Below are 17870 nucleotides of genomic sequence, written 5' to 3'. Positions count from 1 at the left end.
TACGACGCTGAGGTCCCGTCCGGTTTCCGGGCGGGACCTCGTCGTCCCCCCCAACCACCTGGACGACCTTCGTGACCGGTCTCACCCGCTGAGACCGGCGTCGGCCCACCGGCGCAGGTCCGCACAGGTCGGGTCGGGGGCCGACGTACGTGTTGTGATCGTGTGCAGCGCGCGCGGCAAGTACTGGGCCAGGGCGAAGAGTTGGAGTGCCGGCCCGGCGCCGGAGTGGATGCACAGCCGGATCGTGAGGACCGCCTTCTCCTCGGACTCGTCCGTGAAGGCGGTCGGCACGCCCGCGAGGAACATCCAGTCGGGACGGTCGTTCACCGCGTCGGAGACGGTCCGCAGGGACACCGCGTCGAGGGTCTCGACGGAACAGGGCGCCCCCTCCGCGACGGCGTCCCGCAGCACCGCGTGGAAAACCATCCCGGCGAACACCCCGAACACGAACTCCCCCCACTCCACGCCGATCCCCTTCGCCCGGAAGTCCTCCCACCGACTCTCCGTCCGCCACCTCTCCACATCCACCAGAGGCAGAAGGAACCGCCCCAGCCGCAGACACTCCCCCCAGACCTCTGCACCCATCAACTCGCCCCCTCTCCCGGCCCATTGTCCGACCGGCGGAGCCAATTGCCGCTGAGCTGCTCTGAACCAAGGCCCCCGGCAGACCCCACCCCCACACCCCCGTCCGTCCGGCTCCAACTCCCTTCCCCCACAGGCCCGTACGCGATCGGCCGCGACACCCCCCACCTGGTCGACCCCACCCGCCAGGACCCGTGGGTGCCGGAGACGGGCGCGCGGGAGCTGATGGTGTCGCTGTACCACCCCGCCCGGCGACATCACCCGCACCTACCTGACCGCCTTCTTCGACCTCCACCTACGCACCGTCCCCCAACCCCTCCTCGACGGCCCCACCCCGGCGAACCCGGAAGTGACCTTTCAGCACGCCTGAGCCTCACTCGAACGGGTGATCATCACCCGGTTGGCGGACGGTGCGCGGTAGAGCGGCCCTACGATCACGGCGTTCACAGTGAGTAACCGATGAAGGACGCCGTGGTCAGTTCACCGCATGAAGCAATGCACCGGATCATCCAGCAGGACCCCGGCGTGTTCGTCCGTGCCGCCAGGGCGAACGGCATCCCGTTCGCCGATGTCGTCACCAGCGAGGAGATGCCGACCGACCTCACCGAGAGCCATCCGCTGGAGCGGCGGGTGGACAGTCTGCTGCGCATCGAGACCGCCGACAGCGAGAGCTACCTCCTCGCGGTCGAGGCGCAGCGCAGGCCGGACGCCGACAAACCGGCGAGCTGGGCCTACTACCTCAGCTACCTCTACTCCAAGTACCGGATCCCGCCGGTCCTGGTGGTCGTCTGCGAGGACCGCACCACCGCGGAGTGGGCCACGGGCCCTTTCGACATCGGCCTCAAGGGGTGGAGTTCGCTCACCCTGCGCCCCATCGTCCTGGGCCCGGACAGCATCCCGGTCTTCACGACCCGCGAGCAGGCGGCGCGGGACATCCCGATGACCGTCCTGTCCGCGATTCTGCACCACCGTGACCCGGAGATCCGGGCCATACTGAAAGCACTCTCATCCGCCTTGCGGGACCTACAGGAACGCGACGAGGAAGCGGCGGACCACTTCGTCGAACTCACCGCCCAGGGCCTGGGCAAGGGACCGTACGCCGAATTCTGGAGGGAACTAGTGGCCATCGACACCTCATTCTTCGTCTCCCCCCTGTCGGAGGGAATCCGGGAGGAGGGCCGGGAAGAAGGCCGGGAGGAGGGCCGGGAGGAGGGCCGGGCACAGGGGCAGGCGAGGAGCATCCTGCGTCTGCTGGACGGCCGTGGTGTTCCCCTTTCCGAGGCTGACCGCGAGCGCATCGAGTCCTGTACCGACATGGCTGTCCTGGACCGCTGGCTCGACCGGGCCATCACCGCGACCAAGGCGGACGAGGTCTTCGCCGAGGGCACATCCGGCTGACCCGTGCGCCCGCACGAGCACGCCGCCGAATCCCAGTCCGGCATCACCCGAGTCCTGGTCACCCACTTCCACACCCCCCTCCCAGACGGCCACCACATCCGAGGCGTACTCCCCACCCCCACGGACGCGATCCGCATCGTCACGGGCCCCCGGCACGCGTACGCCCCGAAACACCTGGCCGTCTGGGAGATGCCGCTCACCGACGCGGAGGGCCTGGAAGGGCTGACCCCCTGGAGAGCCTGGGACGCGCTCAGGTCGCTGCACACCCCCGGAGCCGCAGTCCCTCCCAGCACCGGCGAGACCCTGGGCATGCCCCTGACCCAGGTGGACCCCTGGAACCTCACCCCCGCACCCCCCGCCCGCGACGACGGAGCGTACGTGGCCCTGTACGCCCTCACGCACCCCTCCACCCACACGCCCCGCCCCAACCCCCGCCTCCGAGGCTTCCTCCTCGCCTCCCCCGACCGCCTCCGCCTGTACGTGGACAGAAAGGAGGACGGCACAGAGGTAACCGCAGCGGACATACGCCCCACCGGCGCGACAACCGCCCTCCTCTCAGCCCTCCACCCCCTCCTGGACGACCCCCTCAGACGAACCCCCACGAACGACCCCCACTGCACCCGCCTCCTGGACTTCACGGACTGGTGACGCCCACCACCACCCCAAATCCCGCCTCCCCCTGAACCCCGCCTCCACCTCGCCCCTCGCCGTCACCCCGAACCCCGTCGCCGCCTCCGCGCCCACCGCCCCCGCCCCCCCATCGCCACCCCACCCCCTCGCCCAAAAAGGGAGCCCCCAAGCCTCCCCCGCCGAATAAGCTCCCGCCCATGCCCCCCGCCAAAACCCGCCCCCGCACCTACACCCCCGCCAAAACCCGCACCGCAGTCCTAGCCCAACTGTCGAACCTGGACACCACCGCACGCACCCTCACGGAAACCGACCTCGCGCGCCCCACACGGCTGGGTGACTGGACCGTACGGGAGCTGCTCGCGCACATCGGCATGGCGGTCACCGCCGTCGGCCGCGCGCTGGAGCTGCCGGAACCCCGTAAGCAGGACGCCACCCTCCTGGACTGGCCGTTCGCGACGGCAGGGAACGCGGCGGCGATCGACGAGTTCACGCGCCAGCTGGCCCAGCGGCCGACCGACCTCGCGGCGACGGCCACGACCCTCGCCGAGCAGCTGGACACCCACCCCGGCACCCGCCTCGTACAGACGAACGCCGGCGCGATGCCGCTCGCCGAGTACCTGGTCACCCGTGCCGTCGAGCTGATCGTCCACACGGACGACCTGAACCAGGCCCTTGGGAGCCAGGACACCCCGTACGACAGGCAGGCGCTGGCCACAGCCACCCGCCTCCTCGCGGACGCGCTCGCGGAAAAGGCCCCCGGCGGTTCGACGGAGGTCAGGGTTCCCCCGTTCGCGGTGGTCCAGGCGATCCAGGGCCCGAGGCACACCAGGGGCACCCCACCGAACGTCGTGGAGACGGACCCGCTGACCTGGATCAGACTCGCGACAGGCCGCCTGACCTGGGAAGACGCCCTGGATCAGGCCACCCTCACCGCCAGCGGCGACCGCGCCGACCTCACCCCCTACCTCCCCGTGATGTCGTAAGCCACAAAGTCCCGAATGATGTGCGACACCTCACTCACCAGTACGGCAAACCGGACCCCCTGAATCCGGCCGAACCGCGCTGACCTGCGGAAACGCGGAAGTAACCGGCTACTGACCGGTATCCCCAATTCGGACCAGTGCTCGGCCTCGCCTACACTCGGAGCCGTGCCACGTGGTGACGGTCGACTCAGTCATGATCTGCTCCCCGGTGAGAAGGGTCCTCAGGACGCCTGCGGCGTCTTCGGGGTCTGGGCTCCCGGCGAAGAGGTCGCCAAGCTCACTTACTTCGGGCTCTACGCCCTCCAGCATCGAGGCCAGGAATCCGCGGGAATCGCGGTCAGCAACGGCTCCCAGATCCTCGTCTTCAAGGACATGGGGCTCGTTTCCCAGGTCTTCGACGAGACGTCCCTGGGCTCGCTCCAGGGCCATATCGCGGTCGGTCACGCCCGCTACTCGACGACAGGCGCTTCCACCTGGGAGAACGCCCAGCCGACGTTCCGCGCCACCGCGCACGGCTCGATCGCGCTCGGCCACAACGGCAACCTCGTCAACACCGCGCAGCTCGCGGAGATGGTCGCGGACCTGCCCAAGCAGGAGGGCGGCCGTACGCCCCGCGTCGCGGCGACGAACGACACGGACCTGCTGACGGCCCTGCTGGCCGCCCAGCGCGACGAGGACGGCACCCCCCTGACCATCGAGGAGGCCGCGCACGCGGTGCTCCCGAAGGTCCGCGGCGCCTTCTCGCTGACGTTCATGGACCAGCACACCCTCTACGCGGCCCGCGACCCGCAGGGCATCCGCCCGCTGGTCCTCGGCCGCCTGGAGCGCGGCTGGGTCGTCGCCTCGGAGTCCGCCGCGCTCGACATCTGCGGCGCGAGCTTCGTCCGCGAGATCGAGCCCGGCGAGTTCATCGCCATCGACGAGAACGGCCTGCGCACCTCTCGATTCGCGGATGCGAAGCCCAAGGGCTGCGTCTTCGAGTACGTCTACCTCGCGCGTCCCGACACCGAGATCGCCGGCCGGAACGTCTACGCGTCCCGCGTCGAGATGGGCCGGAAACTGGCGAAGGAGGCCCCCGTCGAGGCCGATCTCGTCATAGCGACTCCGGAGTCCGGCACCCCCGCCGCGATCGGGTACGCGGAGGCGTCCGGCATCCCCTTCGGCAACGGCCTCGTCAAGAACGCGTACGTCGGCCGGACCTTCATCCAGCCCTCGCAGACCATCCGCCAGCTCGGCATCCGGCTCAAGCTGAACCCGCTGAAGGACGTCATCAAGGGCAAGCGCCTGGTCGTCGTGGACGACTCGATCGTCCGCGGCAACACCCAGCGCGCCCTGGTCCGCATGCTCCGCGAGGCCGGCGCCGCCGAGGTCCACATCCGGATCTCCTCCCCGCCGGTCAAGTGGCCCTGCTTCTTCGGCATCGACTTCGCGACCCGCGCCGAGCTCATCGCCAACGGCATGACGGTCGACGAGATCGGTACGTCGCTCGGCGCCGACTCCCTGGCCTACATCTCCATCGACGGCATGATCGAGGCGACCACCATCGCCAAGCCGAACCTCTGCCGCGCCTGCTTCGACGGCGAGTACCCGATGGAGCTCCCGGACCCCGAACTGCTCGGCAAGCAGCTCCTGGAGACCGAGCTGGCGGCAGGCACGGCGGCTCCGGCCGCCGTCGACGCGATCCGTCGCCCGTAAGCCTCCGCAGGACGAAACGAAAGTCACACCATGTCTGAGAGCACCGGTGCCAGCTACGCCTCCGCCGGCGTCGACATCGAGGCGGGCGACCGCGCCGTCGAACTCATGAAGGAGTGGGTGAAGAAGACGCAGCGCCCCGAGGTCCTCGGCGGCCTCGGCGGCTTCGCCGGCCTCTTCGACGCCTCCGCCCTCAAGGGGTACGACCGTCCCCTCCTCGCCTCCGCCACGGACGGCGTCGGCACCAAGGTCGACATCGCCCGCCGCCTCGGCGTGTACGACACGATCGGCCACGACCTGGTCGCGATGGTCATGGACGACATCGTGGTCTGCGGCGCCGAGCCCCTCTTCATGACCGACTACATCTGCGTCGGCAAGGTCCACCCCGAGCGTGTCGCCGCGATCGTCAAGGGCATCGCGGAGGGCTGCGTCCTGGCCGGCTGCGCCCTGGTCGGCGGCGAGACGGCCGAACACCCCGGGCTCCTGGGCCCGGACGACTTCGACGTCGCCGGCGCGGGCACCGGCGTCGTGGAGGCCGACCGCCTGCTCGGCGCGGAGCGCATCCGCGAGGGCGACACGGTCATCGCGATGGCCGCCTCCGGCCTCCACTCCAACGGCTACTCCCTGGTCCGCCACGTCCTCCTGGACCAGGCGAACCTCGCGCTGGAGACAAGGGTGGAAGAACTCGGCCGCACGCTGGGCGAGGAACTCCTGGAGCCCACCAAGATCTACTCCCTGGACTGCCTGGCCCTCACCCGCACCACGGACGTCCACGCCTACTCCCACATCACGGGCGGCGGCCTGGCGGCCAACCTGGCCCGCGTGATCCCGGACACCCTCCACGCGGTGGTGGACCGCTCAACGTGGACCCCGGCCCCGATCTTCGACCTGGTCGGCAGGACGGGCAAGGTCGAACGCCTGGAGCTGGAGAAGACCCTGAACATGGGCGTAGGCATGATCGCCATCGTCCCCGAGGAGTTCGCAGACGTGGCCCTGACAACCCTGGAGGACAGGGGAGTGGAGGCATGGGTGGCAGGCGAAATCGAGGCACGAGCCGACCACGGGACTGGAGCGACGTTGGTCGGCAACTACGCCAGCTGAACGCACCTAGGGGCGCGGGGCTGTATCGATATGCGGCTCCGCCGCGTGGGCGCGACCAGCCACAGCGAACCCGCACCCGAAGTCCGGCCCCCAAACGGCAGCACAAAACCCGGTCCGATGATCCCCGGACCGGGTCGGGTGCGGCCAAACCGCCGGAGGCTTACGCGCCGCGGCGATGTTGGTGTTGGGACGGCGGCGACTCATCGTCGTCGTCATCGTCCCCGTACAGCTCCGCGTACTGTGCGTACGGGTCATCCTGCCCATCATCATCGTCGTCGTCCTCGAACGGCTCAGCGTTCGGCGGAATACTTGATGGCGATGCGCCCAGCTCTTCGGCCAGGCGTGAGAGATCCGTCCCGCCGCTGTTGTACTTCAGCTGGCGGGCGACCTTCGCTTGCTTGGCCTTGGCCCGGCCGCGCCCCATGGCTCGACCCCCTCAACGATGGGGCTCGACGGCCCCAGAGTCTTGACACGCGTTCATGATCCAGAACGGACTCTCCGTGGAGAGGCCGTCCGTAGGGCTCCCACGGTACCTGAGCCCGAACCCATACGGTACGTCGCCCGTGGCGAGCGCGTGCGCCCGACCTCGGTACGACATGCCGTCGTGGCTGGTCAGTGGCGATTTTAACCACTTCTCGACGGCCGACCCGCCGGGAAGAGTGAGAGTTCTCTCCAACTTTCCTCCCGGCGGTACCGCGACCAAGCTCTACAGGGGGTTCACCATCCCCGTGCGAGGGCTCCCTCATGCATCCGCTGCTCGGCGATCCGGTCGGCCGCGGCGGCCGGCGGAATCCCGTCCGACTTCGCGCGAGCAAATATGGCGAGCGTCGTGTCGTAGATGCCGGCCGCCTTCGCCCTGCACCGCTCGAAGTCGAACCCGTGCAGCTCGTCGGCGACCTGGATGACCCCGCCCGCGTTCACGACGTAGTCGGGCGCGTAGAGGATCCCCCGGTCCGCGAGGTCCTTCTCGACGCCGGGGTGGGCGAGCTGGTTGTTGGCGGCGCCGCAGACGACCCGCGCGGTCAGCGCCGGCACGGAGTCGTCGTCCAGCGCACCGCCCAGCGCGCAGGGCGCGTACACGTCGAGCCCCTCGACGCGGATCAGCGCCTCGGTGTCCTCGACGGCCCGCACCGACGGGTGCCGGTCGAGGACCTGCCGGACGGCGTCCGCGCGGACGTCCGTGATCACGACCTCGGCGCCCTCCTCCAGGAGGTGGCCGACGAGGTGGTGGCCGACCTTGCCGACCCCGGCGATGCCGACGCGGCGGCCGGCGAGGGAGGGGTCGCCCCACAGGTGCTCGGCGGAGGCGCGCATCCCCTGGTACACCCCGAACGCGGTGAGGATCGAGGAGTCCCCGGCGCCGCCGTTCTCGGGTGAACGCCCGGTCGTCCAGCGGCACTCGCGCGCGACGACGTCCATGTCCGCGACGTACGTACCGACATCGCACGCCGTCACGTACCGCCCGCCGAGCGAGGCCACGAACCGGCCGTAGGCGAGCAGGAGTTCCTCGGTCTTGTCGCGCTGCGGGTCGCCGATGATCACGGCCTTCCCGCCGCCGTGGTCGAGGCCGGCCATGGCGTTCTTGTACGACATCCCGCGCGCGAGGTTCAGCGCGTCGGCGACGGCGGCCTCCTCGGAGGCGTACGGATAGAACCGGGTCCCGCCGAGCCCGGGGCCCAGCGCGGTGGAGTGCAGTGCGATGACGGCCTTGAGGCCGGTCTTGCGGTCCTGGCAGAGCACGACTTGCTCATGACCACCCTGATCGGAGTGGAACAGGGTGTGCAGTACATCAGCAGCGGCGCCGGATACGTCAGCCACGGTAGTGACTCCCAAGTAACTAGCGGCGGTTGGGGCTCGGCCCCGTACAGGTGGCGGGGCCTGTCGGCACGAGCGTAGAGCTTTTCCGGCCACCGGATGCGCTGTGCGGGGGATCACCTCCGCGCGGAGTACGCACGTGCGACGATTTGCACGGCTTTCGGGTTCATTCGTGACCGGTTCCGGGAGGTTTTCCGATCGGCCGGCTGGGGAGGGAGCAGGCGTGCCCAAGGTGTCCTCGGTGACCGTTCCGTACGCGGTGTATCTGCGCGTGTACGAGCCCCTGGCCGCCTTCCCCGAGCCGGAGCGCGAGCACTGGGCGCGCTACGCCCGGCGCCCGCACAAGCCCTCGTACCAGGACGAACTGCGCCGCTCGCTCGCCGACCTGCTGCCCACCCCGCCGGTCGCGGTGCCGGTGCACGAGAGCACCGACGCGTTCGTCATCGAGGCGGACGGCGTGCTGTGCGTGTGCCCCTGGCGGACCCGGCTGCGCGGCTGGGAGGCCCTCGCCGCACTCGACGAGCACCTCCCCGGGCCGGTCCTCGACGCGGCGGTCCCCGAGGTCGTCCGGCGCCAGGCGGCCCAGGACCACGACCGCTGGCGCGAGCGCAACCCGGACGCGCGGCCCTGGATCCGTACGGCGACCTGGCAGGTGCCGCTGAACTGGTTCCTGCTGGTCTCCGACGAGGAGCGGCGCTACGACAAGGGCACCGCCGACGAGCCGCCGACCCTGCGCTACCGGACCCCGATGGTGCAGGCCAGGCGCCGGGTCGCGCGGGGGCTGCGGGCGCTCAGGGACGCGATCGACGAGGGGCCGCTGATCGATGGACTGGTGGACGTCGGGAGCTGGCTGGAGGAGTTCCACCCCCGCTCGCTCGTCGAGGTCGACTACGGCGGGCTCGTGCACGTCCTGGCCGCCGGGGACCTGGAGGTCGACCACTCCGCGGCGGACGTCGCCGAGGGGATCGAGGCGCTGCGGCGCGGGGACGGGGAGGCCGCCGGGGCGGCGTATGTGCGGCTCGTCGAGCGGTGGCGTGCGGTGCGGGACCTGAGGTCCGCGAACTGACCGGTCGGTTAACGGGACGTTGCAAGTAACTGATCCGTCATCAAAAGTGACGTAGGTCACGGCTCGAACGTTGTCGAACAGCGTACGGTCTGCCGTACTTCGTCCTGAGGTTCGGAAACTGACGGGACGTTGGTCCCGATCCGGGCTTTTGTGTCAAGCGTGACAGATCGCACGTAACTGGCCCTTGCGTCCCTTGCCGCTCCTCGTGCCAAAATAGGACAAGGAGCCCGGGGGAGGTTCTGGCTCAGCATTACCTGCTTTGGGGGGTCTTGTGACTCCTGATCACCGCCGTGACTGATCGTCACAGTGGTGTGACTGTCCGCTATGGCATGGTCCATCGGCTTCCGCGGCTGATGACTACCTGGGAGGGCAATTCCATCGGTTTGGCCGACGCGGCTGGACAGATGGTGTAGTTGTAGTGCCGAGGACAAGCCGTTCGTCCTATAACCGACTCGACCCTCGTCCGCCCATTTCGGGCAACGTGGGTCAAGGTGCAGAATTTAGAGGAAAGAACCGAGAAGGTTCGGTTCTCCCGAGGAGGCCGCTCATGACCGCTCGCACCCCTGATGCTGAGCCGCTGCTGACCCCGGCTGAGGTCGCCACCATGTTCCGCGTCGACCCCAAGACGGTCACGCGGTGGGCGAAGGCCGGGAAGCTCACGTCCATCCGTACGCTCGGCGGGCACCGTCGCTATCGCGAGGCTGAGGTTCGCGCGCTGCTTGCGGGCATTCCGCAGCAGCGTAGCGAAGCCTGACCGCCGACTGAGCGGGCATCACGGCGGTCCCCCCATCAGCCGTGATGTCCAACCGTTTCACCGCATGACCGCTTTGTTGCATTGCCGCACCACAGCTCCACACGGCGCGGGCCCTGCCCCAACAGGCCCCTGACCCTCACGGGTGTGTCGTCGATCGCGCTGGGCTCCGCCGAGTCCAGCGCGATCTTTTTTTGTGCGCCTCGCACGCCCTTTCGGGCCGGTGCAATTGCACATATTAAATTGACCCCTTGTAGGAGACGGGTAAGAACCCCACTCCGGGAAACAATCCCGGTGACACCCATCACACCCCCACCCCCTTGCCCCCAACCCCCGCTTCCCCTAGGGAACTTCCCCTCCCCTCCATACCTACCCCCCCACACCCCCCGACCCACCTCGACTTCCCACCGGGTGCACCACGGAACCCCTCAACGGCCCTGTACGGCCACGATCTTGACGGACAGGCAGAACTTCCACCGAGAAGCCACAGGGGCGGGCTACGGGGAGCACAGGGCCGCGCTCTGAGCCTGGGGAACGAAGAAGGCCCGGCCACCCTTGACGGGGCGGCGAGCGGGTACGGAGAAGGCCCGCCATCCTCGATGGATGACGGGCCTCTTGGCTGTGCGGTCCTGACGGGATTTGCTGTGTCTGATTGCGGCTCCGCCGCGGGCGCGGCCTCCACCTTGACAGGGTGGCGAGCGGGTACGAAGAAGGCCCGCCATCCTCGATGGATGATGGGCCTCTTGGCTATGCGGTCCTGACGGGATTTGAACCCGCGGCCTCCACCTTGACAGGGTGGCGAGCACTCCAAACTGCTCCACAGGACCTTGCGTTGTGCGGCTGGGGCTTGGGTTTCCCTGGCTGCGAGAAGGACTGTACAGGAGGGTGAGTGGCCAGGTCGAACTCACCCTCCGTCAGCGCCCGGTCACGGGACTTCCGCGTCGATCGCCTTCACGATCCGCTTGTCGGAGATGGCGTACGCCGTGCCCAGCGCGTGCGCGAAGTAGCTCACCCGGAGTTCCTCGATCATCCAACGGATGTCCAGGACCGAGGTGGGCACGGGGCGCCCCTTGGGGAGCTGCTCCAGGAGCCAGGCGTACTCGTCCCGCATCTCGTGGACCTTCTCCATCCGGGTGGTGTCCCGCTGGACGTTGGTCGGCATCTGCTGGAGCCGGCGGTCCACCGCGACCAGGTACCGCATCAGGTCGGACAGCCGCCGGATCCCGGCCTGCGTGACGAACCCGGGCCGCACGAGCGCGTCGAGCTGCGCCCGCACGTCCGCGAGGTTCGCGAGCAGCGCCGGACTGCGTACGCCCTTGAGGCGCCGCTCGGCGGCCTGCCAGGCGGCGAGGACCTGCTGCACCGCCCCCACCGTCCGCACGGTCGTGTCGACGATCTCCGCCCGCACCTTGTCGTACAGCTTCCGGTACGACGACTCGTCCCAGGCCGGCCCCCCGAAGTCCCCGATCAGCTTGTCGGCGGCGGCCATCGCGCAGTCGTCGAACAACGCCTGGATCGACCCGTGCGGATTCGCCGACAGCGCGAGCTTCTGCGCGTTGGTCAGCTTCTCGGAAGCGAACTTTGCGGGGTTGACCGGAATGTTGCGCAGGATCAGCCGCCGCGTCCCCTTCCACATCGCCGCCTGCTGCTCGGCCTCCGTGTCGAAGAGCCGTACGGAGACGGTGTCCCCGTCGTCGACCAGCGCCGGGTACGCCTTGACGGGCTGCCCCGCGCGCCGCGTCTCGAAGACCCGGCTGAGGGAGCCGATCGTCCAGTCGGTGAGCCCCTTGCGTTCGAGGGACTCCCCGCCCTCGCGTTCGGCGGTGGCCGCGGCGACCTTGGACAGCTCCTGCCGTGCCTTCGGCTTGAGCTGGAGGCGCAGCGCCTCAAGGTCCTTGTCCTCGGCGAGCTTCCGCCGCCGCTCGTCCACGATCCGGAACGTGATGCGCAGGTGCTCGGGGACGCGGGCCCAGTCGAAGTCGTCCGCGTCGAAGGGGACGCCGACCATGCGCTTCAACTCCCGCGCCATGGCGGTCGTAAGAGGCTCCTGAAGAGGCTGTGTCTGATTGCGCCCCTCCGGGGACGACGCACTGTCCAGGAAGCGCTTTGCGAAGTTCGGCGCCGGCACGTAATTCCGCCGGATCGGCTTCGGCAGGGAGCGGATCAGCTCCGTCACCAACTCCTCGCGCAGACCCGGGATCTGCCAGTCGAACCCGTCGTCCGTGACCTGGTTCAGCACCTGGAGCGGGACGTGCACGGTCACCCCGTCCGCGTCCGCCCCCGGCTCGAACTGGTACGTCACACGGAACTTGAGCTGCCCCTGACGCCAACTGTCGGGATAGTCCGCCTTGGTGACCGCCTCCGCGGACTCCCGGATGAGCATCTCCCGCTCGAAGTCCAGGAACTCGGGCTGCTCGTGCCGCTTGTGCTTCCACCAGGAGTCGAAGTGCGCGCCGGACACGACGTGTTCGGGCACCCGCTGGTCGTAGAAGTCGAACAGCGTGTCGTCGTCGACGACGATGTCCCGCCGCCGGGCGCGATGCTCCAACTCCTCGACCTCGCTGAGGAGTTTCCGGTTGTCCGCGAAGAACTTGTGGTGCGTACGCCAGTCCCCCTCGACCAGCGCGTTGCGGATGAACAGCTCGCGGCTGACCTCCGCGTCCACCCGGCCGTAGTTGACCTTCCGCTGCGCGACGATCGGTACGCCGTACAGCGTGACCTTCTCGTACGCCATCACCGCCGCCTGGTCCTTCTCCCAGTGCGGTTCGGAGTACGTCCGCTTCAGCAGGTGCTCGGCGAGCGGCTCGACCCACTCGGGCTGGATGCGCGCGTTGACGCGGGCCCACAGCCGGGACGTCTCCACCAGCTCCGCCGACATCACGAACTGCGGCGGCTTCCTGAAGAGGGCCGAACCCGGGAAGATCGCGAACTTGGCGTTGCGGGCGCCGAGATACTCGTTGCGCCCGCCGTCCTTCCTCGGGGACTGCTCCTTGTTCTCCTTCACGTCCTTCATCCCGACGTGGGAGAGGAGACCGGCGAGGAGCGAGACGTGGATGCGGTCCGCGTCGGCGTCCTCCTCGTTCAGATGGATGCCCATCTGCTTGGCCACCGTGCGGAGTTGGGTGTAGATGTCCTGCCACTCGCGGATGCGCAGGAAGTTCAGGTACTCCTGCTTGCACATCCGGCGGAACGAGCTGGAACCCCGCTCGCGCTGCTGTTCCCGTACGTACCGCCACAGGTTCAGGAACGCGAGGAAGTCGCTGGTCTCGTCCTTGAAGCGGGCGTGCTGCTGGTCCGCCTGCGCCTGTTTGTCCGACGGGCGCTCGCGCGGGTCCTGGATGGACAGCGCGGCGGCTATCACCATGACCTCGCGGGCACAGCCGTTCTTGTCGGCCTCCAGGACCATGCGGGCGAGCCGGGGGTCGACGGGGAGCTGCGCGAGTTTGCGGCCGACCTGCGTGAGCCGGCCCCGCGGGTCCTTCTGCGTCGGGTCCAACGCGTTGAGTTCTTGCAGGAGTTGGACGCCGTCGCGGATGTTGCGGTGGTCCGGCGGGTCGATGAACGGGAACTTCTCGATGTCGCCGAGACCGGCCGCCGTCATCTGGAGGATCACCGAGGCGAGGTTCGTCCGCAGGATCTCCGCGTCCGTGAACTCCGGGCGGGTGACGAAGTCGTCCTCGCTGTACAGGCGGATGCAGATGCCGTCGCTGGTACGGCCGCAGCGGCCCTTGCGCTGGTTCGCGCTCGCCTGGCTGACCGGCTCGATCGGCAGCCGCTGCACCTTCGTACGGTGGCTGTAGCGACTGATCCTCGCGAAGCCCGGGTCGATGACGTACTTGATGCCGGGGACCGTCAGCGAGGTCTCCGCGACGTTCGTCGCCAGAACGATCCTGCGGCCGGTGTGGGGCTGGAAGACGCGGTGCTGCTCGGCGTGCGAGAGGCGGGCGTAGAGCGGGAGTACCTCGGTGAAGCGGTATTTCTTCTTCTCCAGCGCGTCCGCCGTGTCCCGGATCTCCCGTTCGCCGGAGAGGAAGACGAGGATGTCGCCGGAGCCTTCGCCCTGGAGTTCCTCCACCGCGTCGCAGATCGCCGTGATCTGGTCGCGGTCGGAGTCCTCGGCGTCCTCTTCGAGGAGGGGCCGGTAGCGGACCTCCACCGGGTACGTCCGGCCGCTCACCTCGACGATCGGGGCGTCGCCGAAGTGGCGGGAGAAGCGCTCCGGGTCGATCGTCGCGGACGTGATGACGACCTTCAGGTCGGGGCGTCTCGGCAGGAGCTGCGCGAGGTACCCGAGCAGGAAGTCGATGTTCAGGGACCGCTCGTGCGCCTCGTCGATGATGATCGTGTCGTACGCGCGCAGCTCGCGGTCCGTCTGGATCTCCGCGAGCAGGATGCCGTCCGTCATCAGCTTCACGAACGTCGCGTCCGGGTCGACCTGGTCGGTGAACCGTACCTTCCAGCCGACGGCCTCGCCGAGAGGCGTACGCAGCTCCTCGGCGACCCGCTCCGCGACGGTCCGCGCGGCGATCCGGCGGGGCTGGGTGTGCCCGATCATGCCGCGTACGCCGCGCCCCAGCTCAAGGCAGATCTTGGGGATCTGGGTGGTCTTCCCCGACCCCGTCTCCCCCGCGACGATGACGACCTGGTGGTCGCGGATGGCCGCCGCGATGTCGTCCTTCTTCTGGCTGACGGGGAGCTGCTCGGGATAGGAGACGGCAGGTACGCGGCCGGCCCTGACGCTCATCCGCTCGGCACACCGCTCCACCTCCTCCCCGATCTCGGCGAGGACGGCGGCACGCGCCTCCGGTTTCCGGATCTTCCGCGCACCCTCCATCCGTCGCCCGAGCCGCTGCGCGTCGCGCAACGACAACTCGACGAGGCGGGAAGCGAGGTTCCCGAGGGCGGGGGCAGGCTGCGTAGACATACGCTCCCCAGGATCTCATCCCCGGGAAAATACTGGCGAACGCTTTTGCCCGGCGCACCGCTGAGCGGAGAAACAACAAGACCCCGATCCGAGGATCAGGGCCTGTGTTGTGGCTGGGGCCGGGGTCGAACCGGCGACCTACCGCTTTTCAGGCGGTCGCTCGTACCAACTGAGCTACCCAGCCGAGGAGATCCAACGAGTGGAACTCCAGCGGTCCTGACGGGATTTGAACCCGCGGCCTCCACCTTGACAGGGTGGCGAGCACTCCAAACTGCTCCACAGGACCTTGCGTTGTGCGAACAGTGTCGCACAGGTGTTGCGTGCCCCCAACGGGATTCGAACCCGTGCTACCGCCTTGAAAGGGCGGCGTCCTAGGCCGCTAGACGATGAGGGCTATCGGCCCGCCTGGGCGCTTCTCAGCGCGTCGGGGACGTCTGAAGCATAGGGGATGGCCGGAGGGATCGCCAAAACGGATTACGAGGGGGAGGGAGAGGGGCGCGGCTGCGGCTTGTTCTCCTGGGCGAGATGGCGGCTGACCTGGGCTGTTGTCTCCCCCAAGCCGCCCAGCCCGATCTCGTCCCACGCCTGGAGCCGTCGGCTGTCGCGGTCGAAGTAGAGGATCGACGCCTCGATGGGGTCGGGGTGTCCGCCTTCGACGGCGCGTAGCCCACTGCCCCCGGTGGACCCCTCGACGCGCAGCCGGGTTCCCTTCTTCATGACCTCGGTCTCCCGGTGATGGAGGTGCCCCGACAGGACCAGGGGAACGGTCCCGTCGACCTCGCGCGCGGCGGACGGCTCGTGGACGACCGCGACGTCGGCCGGCGGCCCCAGCCGCAGCGCGCCCGCGAGCTGCCGCCCGGCGGCCTCCTGGACGCCCTTCTCCCGGGCCGCCGACCGGTCCGGCGTGAACTGGGGGTCGCCGATCCCCGCGAACCGCAGCCCCGCGAGGGTGACCGCTCGCCCCTCGTCGAGGACATGGACGTTGCGCAGCCCGGCCAGGTACCGCTGGGTGACGAGGGAGTCGTGGTTGCCGCGCACCCAGACGTACGGCGCGCCCAGATCGGGGACGGGGTCCAGGAAGGGGTTCTCGGCGGCCGACCCGTGGTCCATCGTGTCGCCGGAGTCGACGATGACGTTCACGTCGTACTGCTCGACGAGCGACGCGATGATCTTCCAGCTCGCCGGGTTGAGGTGGATGTCGGAGACGTGCAGGACGCGGACGGTCGTGGGGTCGGGCTGGTACACCGGAAGCGTCGAGGTGACGTCGTACAGCTTGGTCACGTTCGTCACGAGCCGGGCGAGTTCCTGCTGGTAGACGTCGAAGTCGGTGACGATGCCGCGGGCGTTGCCGATGAGGGAGGGGGCGGAGGACAGGAGCCCGGAGTAGCGGGGCTCCAGCACGGACTCCGGCTTCCAGGTGGCGTACGCGGTGACGCCGGAGGCGGCCAGCAGCGACAGCGCGAGGCCCCCCGCCAGCAGGGCCTTGCGCGGACGCCGGTACACCGCGAGCCCCAGCGCCGTCGCCCCTGTCACGACCGCCGCGCAGGAGCGTACGGCGAGGTCGAGCGCGCCGTGGGAGGCGTCGCGGGCCACCTCCTCCTGGAGTCCGGAGAGGCGTTCGGGGTGGTCGACGAGGGCCTGGGAGCGGACGGGGTCGAGCTGGTCGACGTTGACGTCGAGGCGGACGGGCGCGGTGTGGGTGGCGAAGGAGAGCGCGCCGAGCGGGGAGACGTTGATCTTCGTGCCGCCGGTGAGGGACGGCCGCAGCGTCATCGTCGTATCCATCGGGCCGACCGACGTACGGACGTCGCCGACGGTCAGCAGGCCCAGCCAGGCGCCCGCGACGACCACGGTGGCCAGGGCGAGGGCGCCGCGCCAGCGGATCAGGGACTCCTGGAGACGGACCATTGGTGCCGTATGCCCGGGGGCGTGTGCGGATATGTGCCGTGCCGGACAATGGGTGTGTGCTGGAGATGACGCGCGAGGAGTTCGAGGAGCTGGTCGCCGAGGCGCTCGACCGGATCCCCCCGGAGCTGACGCGGCTCATGGACAACGTGGCGGTGTTCGTCGAGGACGAACCACCCGCGGACGATCCGGAGTTGCTCGGGTTGTACGAGGGGACGCCGCTGACCGACCGGGGGGAGTGGTACGCCGGTGTGCTGCCCGACCGGATCACGGTCTACCGGGGGCCGACGCTGCGGATGTGCGGGACGCGGGAGGAGGTCGTCGCGGAGACGGAGGTGACGGTCGTCCACGAGATCGCGCACCACTTCGGCATCGACGACGAGCGGCTGCACGCGCTGGGGTACGGGTGACGGGTCGCGTGTCTTCTTGAGTGCGGCGGGAGTTGGGAGGGGTGACTTCCCACTCCTCACCCGGAGGCTCCCGTGCGCTCCTGTTCCCTTTCCGTCCGGCTGGCCGCCTCGGTGCTGGCCGTCGCCGCCGCCTCCGGCTGCATGAGCGTGGGGGACGACGGTGACGGCGCGGGCGCCGCGAAGCCGTCGCCGTCGGCGGGCCGGCCGGGGGGCGACGCGCCGGACGGCGGGAAGGCGGGGTCGGGCCGGTACGTGAACGGCTCGCCGCACCAGGGCGACGGCAAGGGCGCGCTCGACGGTGACGGTGCCGGCACCGGGGCCCCCTCGGCGACCCCGTCCGCGTCGCTCTCCGCGAGCGCCTCGCCCACCGCGCCCGGGCCGAAGCCGGGGAAGCCGGGTCCCGGCAGGCCGTCGCCGACCCGGTCGGCCGTACCCGAGCCGCCGCAGCCCTCGCCCGAGCCGCCGACGCCGTCCCCGCAGCAGCCGTCGTCCTCGCCGGAGCCGTCTCCGGTGGAGCCGTCGCCGTCCGCGCAGGAGCCCGCGCCCGGGGGCTGACCTGCGGGATTTGCCTAGTGGGGGGTGAGGTGCGTATGGTGGTAGATCGTTTGATCCC

At 69.4% G+C, this 17870-nt stretch carries 14 protein-coding genes and 4 tRNA genes; 9 read left to right on the top strand and 9 right to left on the bottom strand.

Annotated features, from left to right (window positions below; translation table 11 throughout):
• Nucleotides 1-81: 81 nt before the first annotated feature.
• Nucleotides 82-585 (bottom strand): hypothetical protein, encoded by a 504-nt coding sequence (locus tag ACQCO7_RS20445; RefSeq protein ID WP_464073218.1) that lies wholly within the window; start codon nucleotides 583-585, stop codon nucleotides 82-84.
• Between the two features lie 492 nt (nucleotides 586-1077).
• On the opposite strand from ACQCO7_RS20445, the gene ACQCO7_RS20440 reads away from it, so the two are divergent.
• From ACQCO7_RS20440 to purM, 5 genes are all read left to right on the top strand, one after another.
• On the top strand, nucleotides 1078-1980 hold the full coding sequence (locus tag ACQCO7_RS20440) for a hypothetical protein (RefSeq protein WP_464073217.1): 903 nt from the start codon (nucleotides 1078-1080) through the stop codon (nucleotides 1978-1980).
• Between the two features lie 3 nt (nucleotides 1981-1983).
• On the top strand, nucleotides 1984-2628 hold the full coding sequence (locus ACQCO7_RS20435) for a hypothetical protein (protein ID WP_464073216.1): 645 nt from the start codon (nucleotides 1984-1986) through the stop codon (nucleotides 2626-2628).
• A 179-nt stretch (nucleotides 2629-2807) separates the two neighbouring features.
• On the top strand, nucleotides 2808-3593 hold the full coding sequence (locus tag ACQCO7_RS20430) for a maleylpyruvate isomerase family mycothiol-dependent enzyme (protein WP_464073215.1): 786 nt from the start codon (nucleotides 2808-2810) through the stop codon (nucleotides 3591-3593).
• A gap of 165 nt (nucleotides 3594-3758) precedes the next feature.
• Entirely contained in the window at nucleotides 3759-5288 is a 1530-nt protein-coding gene (gene purF / locus ACQCO7_RS20425; protein ID WP_464073214.1) for an amidophosphoribosyltransferase, read from the top strand.
• A 30-nt stretch (nucleotides 5289-5318) separates the two neighbouring features.
• Nucleotides 5319-6386, top strand: a complete 1068-nt coding sequence (purM, locus tag ACQCO7_RS20420; RefSeq protein ID WP_464073213.1) for a phosphoribosylformylglycinamidine cyclo-ligase — start codon at nucleotides 5319-5321, stop codon at nucleotides 6384-6386.
• A 160-nt stretch (nucleotides 6387-6546) separates the two neighbouring features.
• Here the strand turns inward: purM and ACQCO7_RS20415 are convergent, their stop codons facing one another.
• Both ACQCO7_RS20415 and ACQCO7_RS20410 read right to left on the bottom strand, forming a co-directional pair.
• The gene (locus ACQCO7_RS20415) at nucleotides 6547-6810 is read right to left on the bottom strand and encodes a DUF3073 domain-containing protein (RefSeq protein ID WP_050372848.1); all 264 of its coding nucleotides are present in this window, start codon (nucleotides 6808-6810) and stop codon (nucleotides 6547-6549) included.
• A 293-nt stretch (nucleotides 6811-7103) separates the two neighbouring features.
• Nucleotides 7104-8204 (bottom strand): Leu/Phe/Val dehydrogenase, encoded by a 1101-nt coding sequence (locus ACQCO7_RS20410; RefSeq protein ID WP_464073212.1) that lies wholly within the window; start codon nucleotides 8202-8204, stop codon nucleotides 7104-7106.
• A 220-nt stretch (nucleotides 8205-8424) separates the two neighbouring features.
• Between ACQCO7_RS20410 and ACQCO7_RS20405 the strand changes: the two genes are divergently transcribed.
• Together ACQCO7_RS20405 and bldC are read left to right on the top strand one after the other, a co-directional pair.
• Nucleotides 8425-9267: a DUF8083 family protein gene (locus tag ACQCO7_RS20405; RefSeq protein WP_464073211.1), complete on the top strand. Its 843-nt coding sequence runs from the start codon at nucleotides 8425-8427 to the stop codon at nucleotides 9265-9267.
• 547 nt (nucleotides 9268-9814) lie between these two features.
• On the top strand, nucleotides 9815-10021 hold the full coding sequence (bldC, locus tag ACQCO7_RS20400; RefSeq protein ID WP_003949541.1) for a developmental transcriptional regulator BldC: 207 nt from the start codon (nucleotides 9815-9817) through the stop codon (nucleotides 10019-10021).
• A gap of 749 nt (nucleotides 10022-10770) precedes the next feature.
• Here bldC and ACQCO7_RS20395 read toward each other — a convergent pair.
• The 6 genes from ACQCO7_RS20395 to ACQCO7_RS20370 form a co-directional block, all read right to left on the bottom strand.
• A tRNA-Asp gene (locus ACQCO7_RS20395) sits at nucleotides 10771-10845 on the bottom strand.
• A gap of 98 nt (nucleotides 10846-10943) precedes the next feature.
• A complete protein-coding gene (gene hrpA / locus ACQCO7_RS20390) occupies nucleotides 10944-14942 on the bottom strand; it encodes an ATP-dependent RNA helicase HrpA (RefSeq protein WP_464073210.1) in 3999 nt (1332 codons plus the stop codon).
• A 110-nt stretch (nucleotides 14943-15052) separates the two neighbouring features.
• Nucleotides 15053-15126, bottom strand: a tRNA-Phe gene (locus tag ACQCO7_RS20385).
• A 27-nt stretch (nucleotides 15127-15153) separates the two neighbouring features.
• A tRNA-Asp gene (locus ACQCO7_RS20380) sits at nucleotides 15154-15228 on the bottom strand.
• A 35-nt stretch (nucleotides 15229-15263) separates the two neighbouring features.
• Nucleotides 15264-15336, bottom strand: a tRNA-Glu gene (locus tag ACQCO7_RS20375).
• Between the two features lie 80 nt (nucleotides 15337-15416).
• Nucleotides 15417-16850 (bottom strand): metallophosphoesterase family protein, encoded by a 1434-nt coding sequence (locus ACQCO7_RS20370; protein ID WP_464073209.1) that lies wholly within the window; start codon nucleotides 16848-16850, stop codon nucleotides 15417-15419.
• A gap of 56 nt (nucleotides 16851-16906) precedes the next feature.
• Between ACQCO7_RS20370 and ACQCO7_RS20365 the strand changes: the two genes are divergently transcribed.
• Together ACQCO7_RS20365 and ACQCO7_RS20360 are read left to right on the top strand one after the other, a co-directional pair.
• Nucleotides 16907-17257: a metallopeptidase family protein gene (locus ACQCO7_RS20365; RefSeq protein ID WP_368039438.1), complete on the top strand. Its 351-nt coding sequence runs from the start codon at nucleotides 16907-16909 to the stop codon at nucleotides 17255-17257.
• Between the two features lie 72 nt (nucleotides 17258-17329).
• Complete coding sequence (locus ACQCO7_RS20360; RefSeq protein WP_464073208.1) at nucleotides 17330-17812, top strand: hypothetical protein; 483 nt, start codon at nucleotides 17330-17332, stop codon at nucleotides 17810-17812.
• The last annotated feature ends 58 nt before the right edge of the window (nucleotides 17813-17870 follow it).

It is taken from the genome of Streptomyces saintjeani, assembly GCF_055409605.1.
Note: the sequence above shows the minus strand (reverse complement) of the source record. Positions and strands in the feature narration are given on the sequence as shown.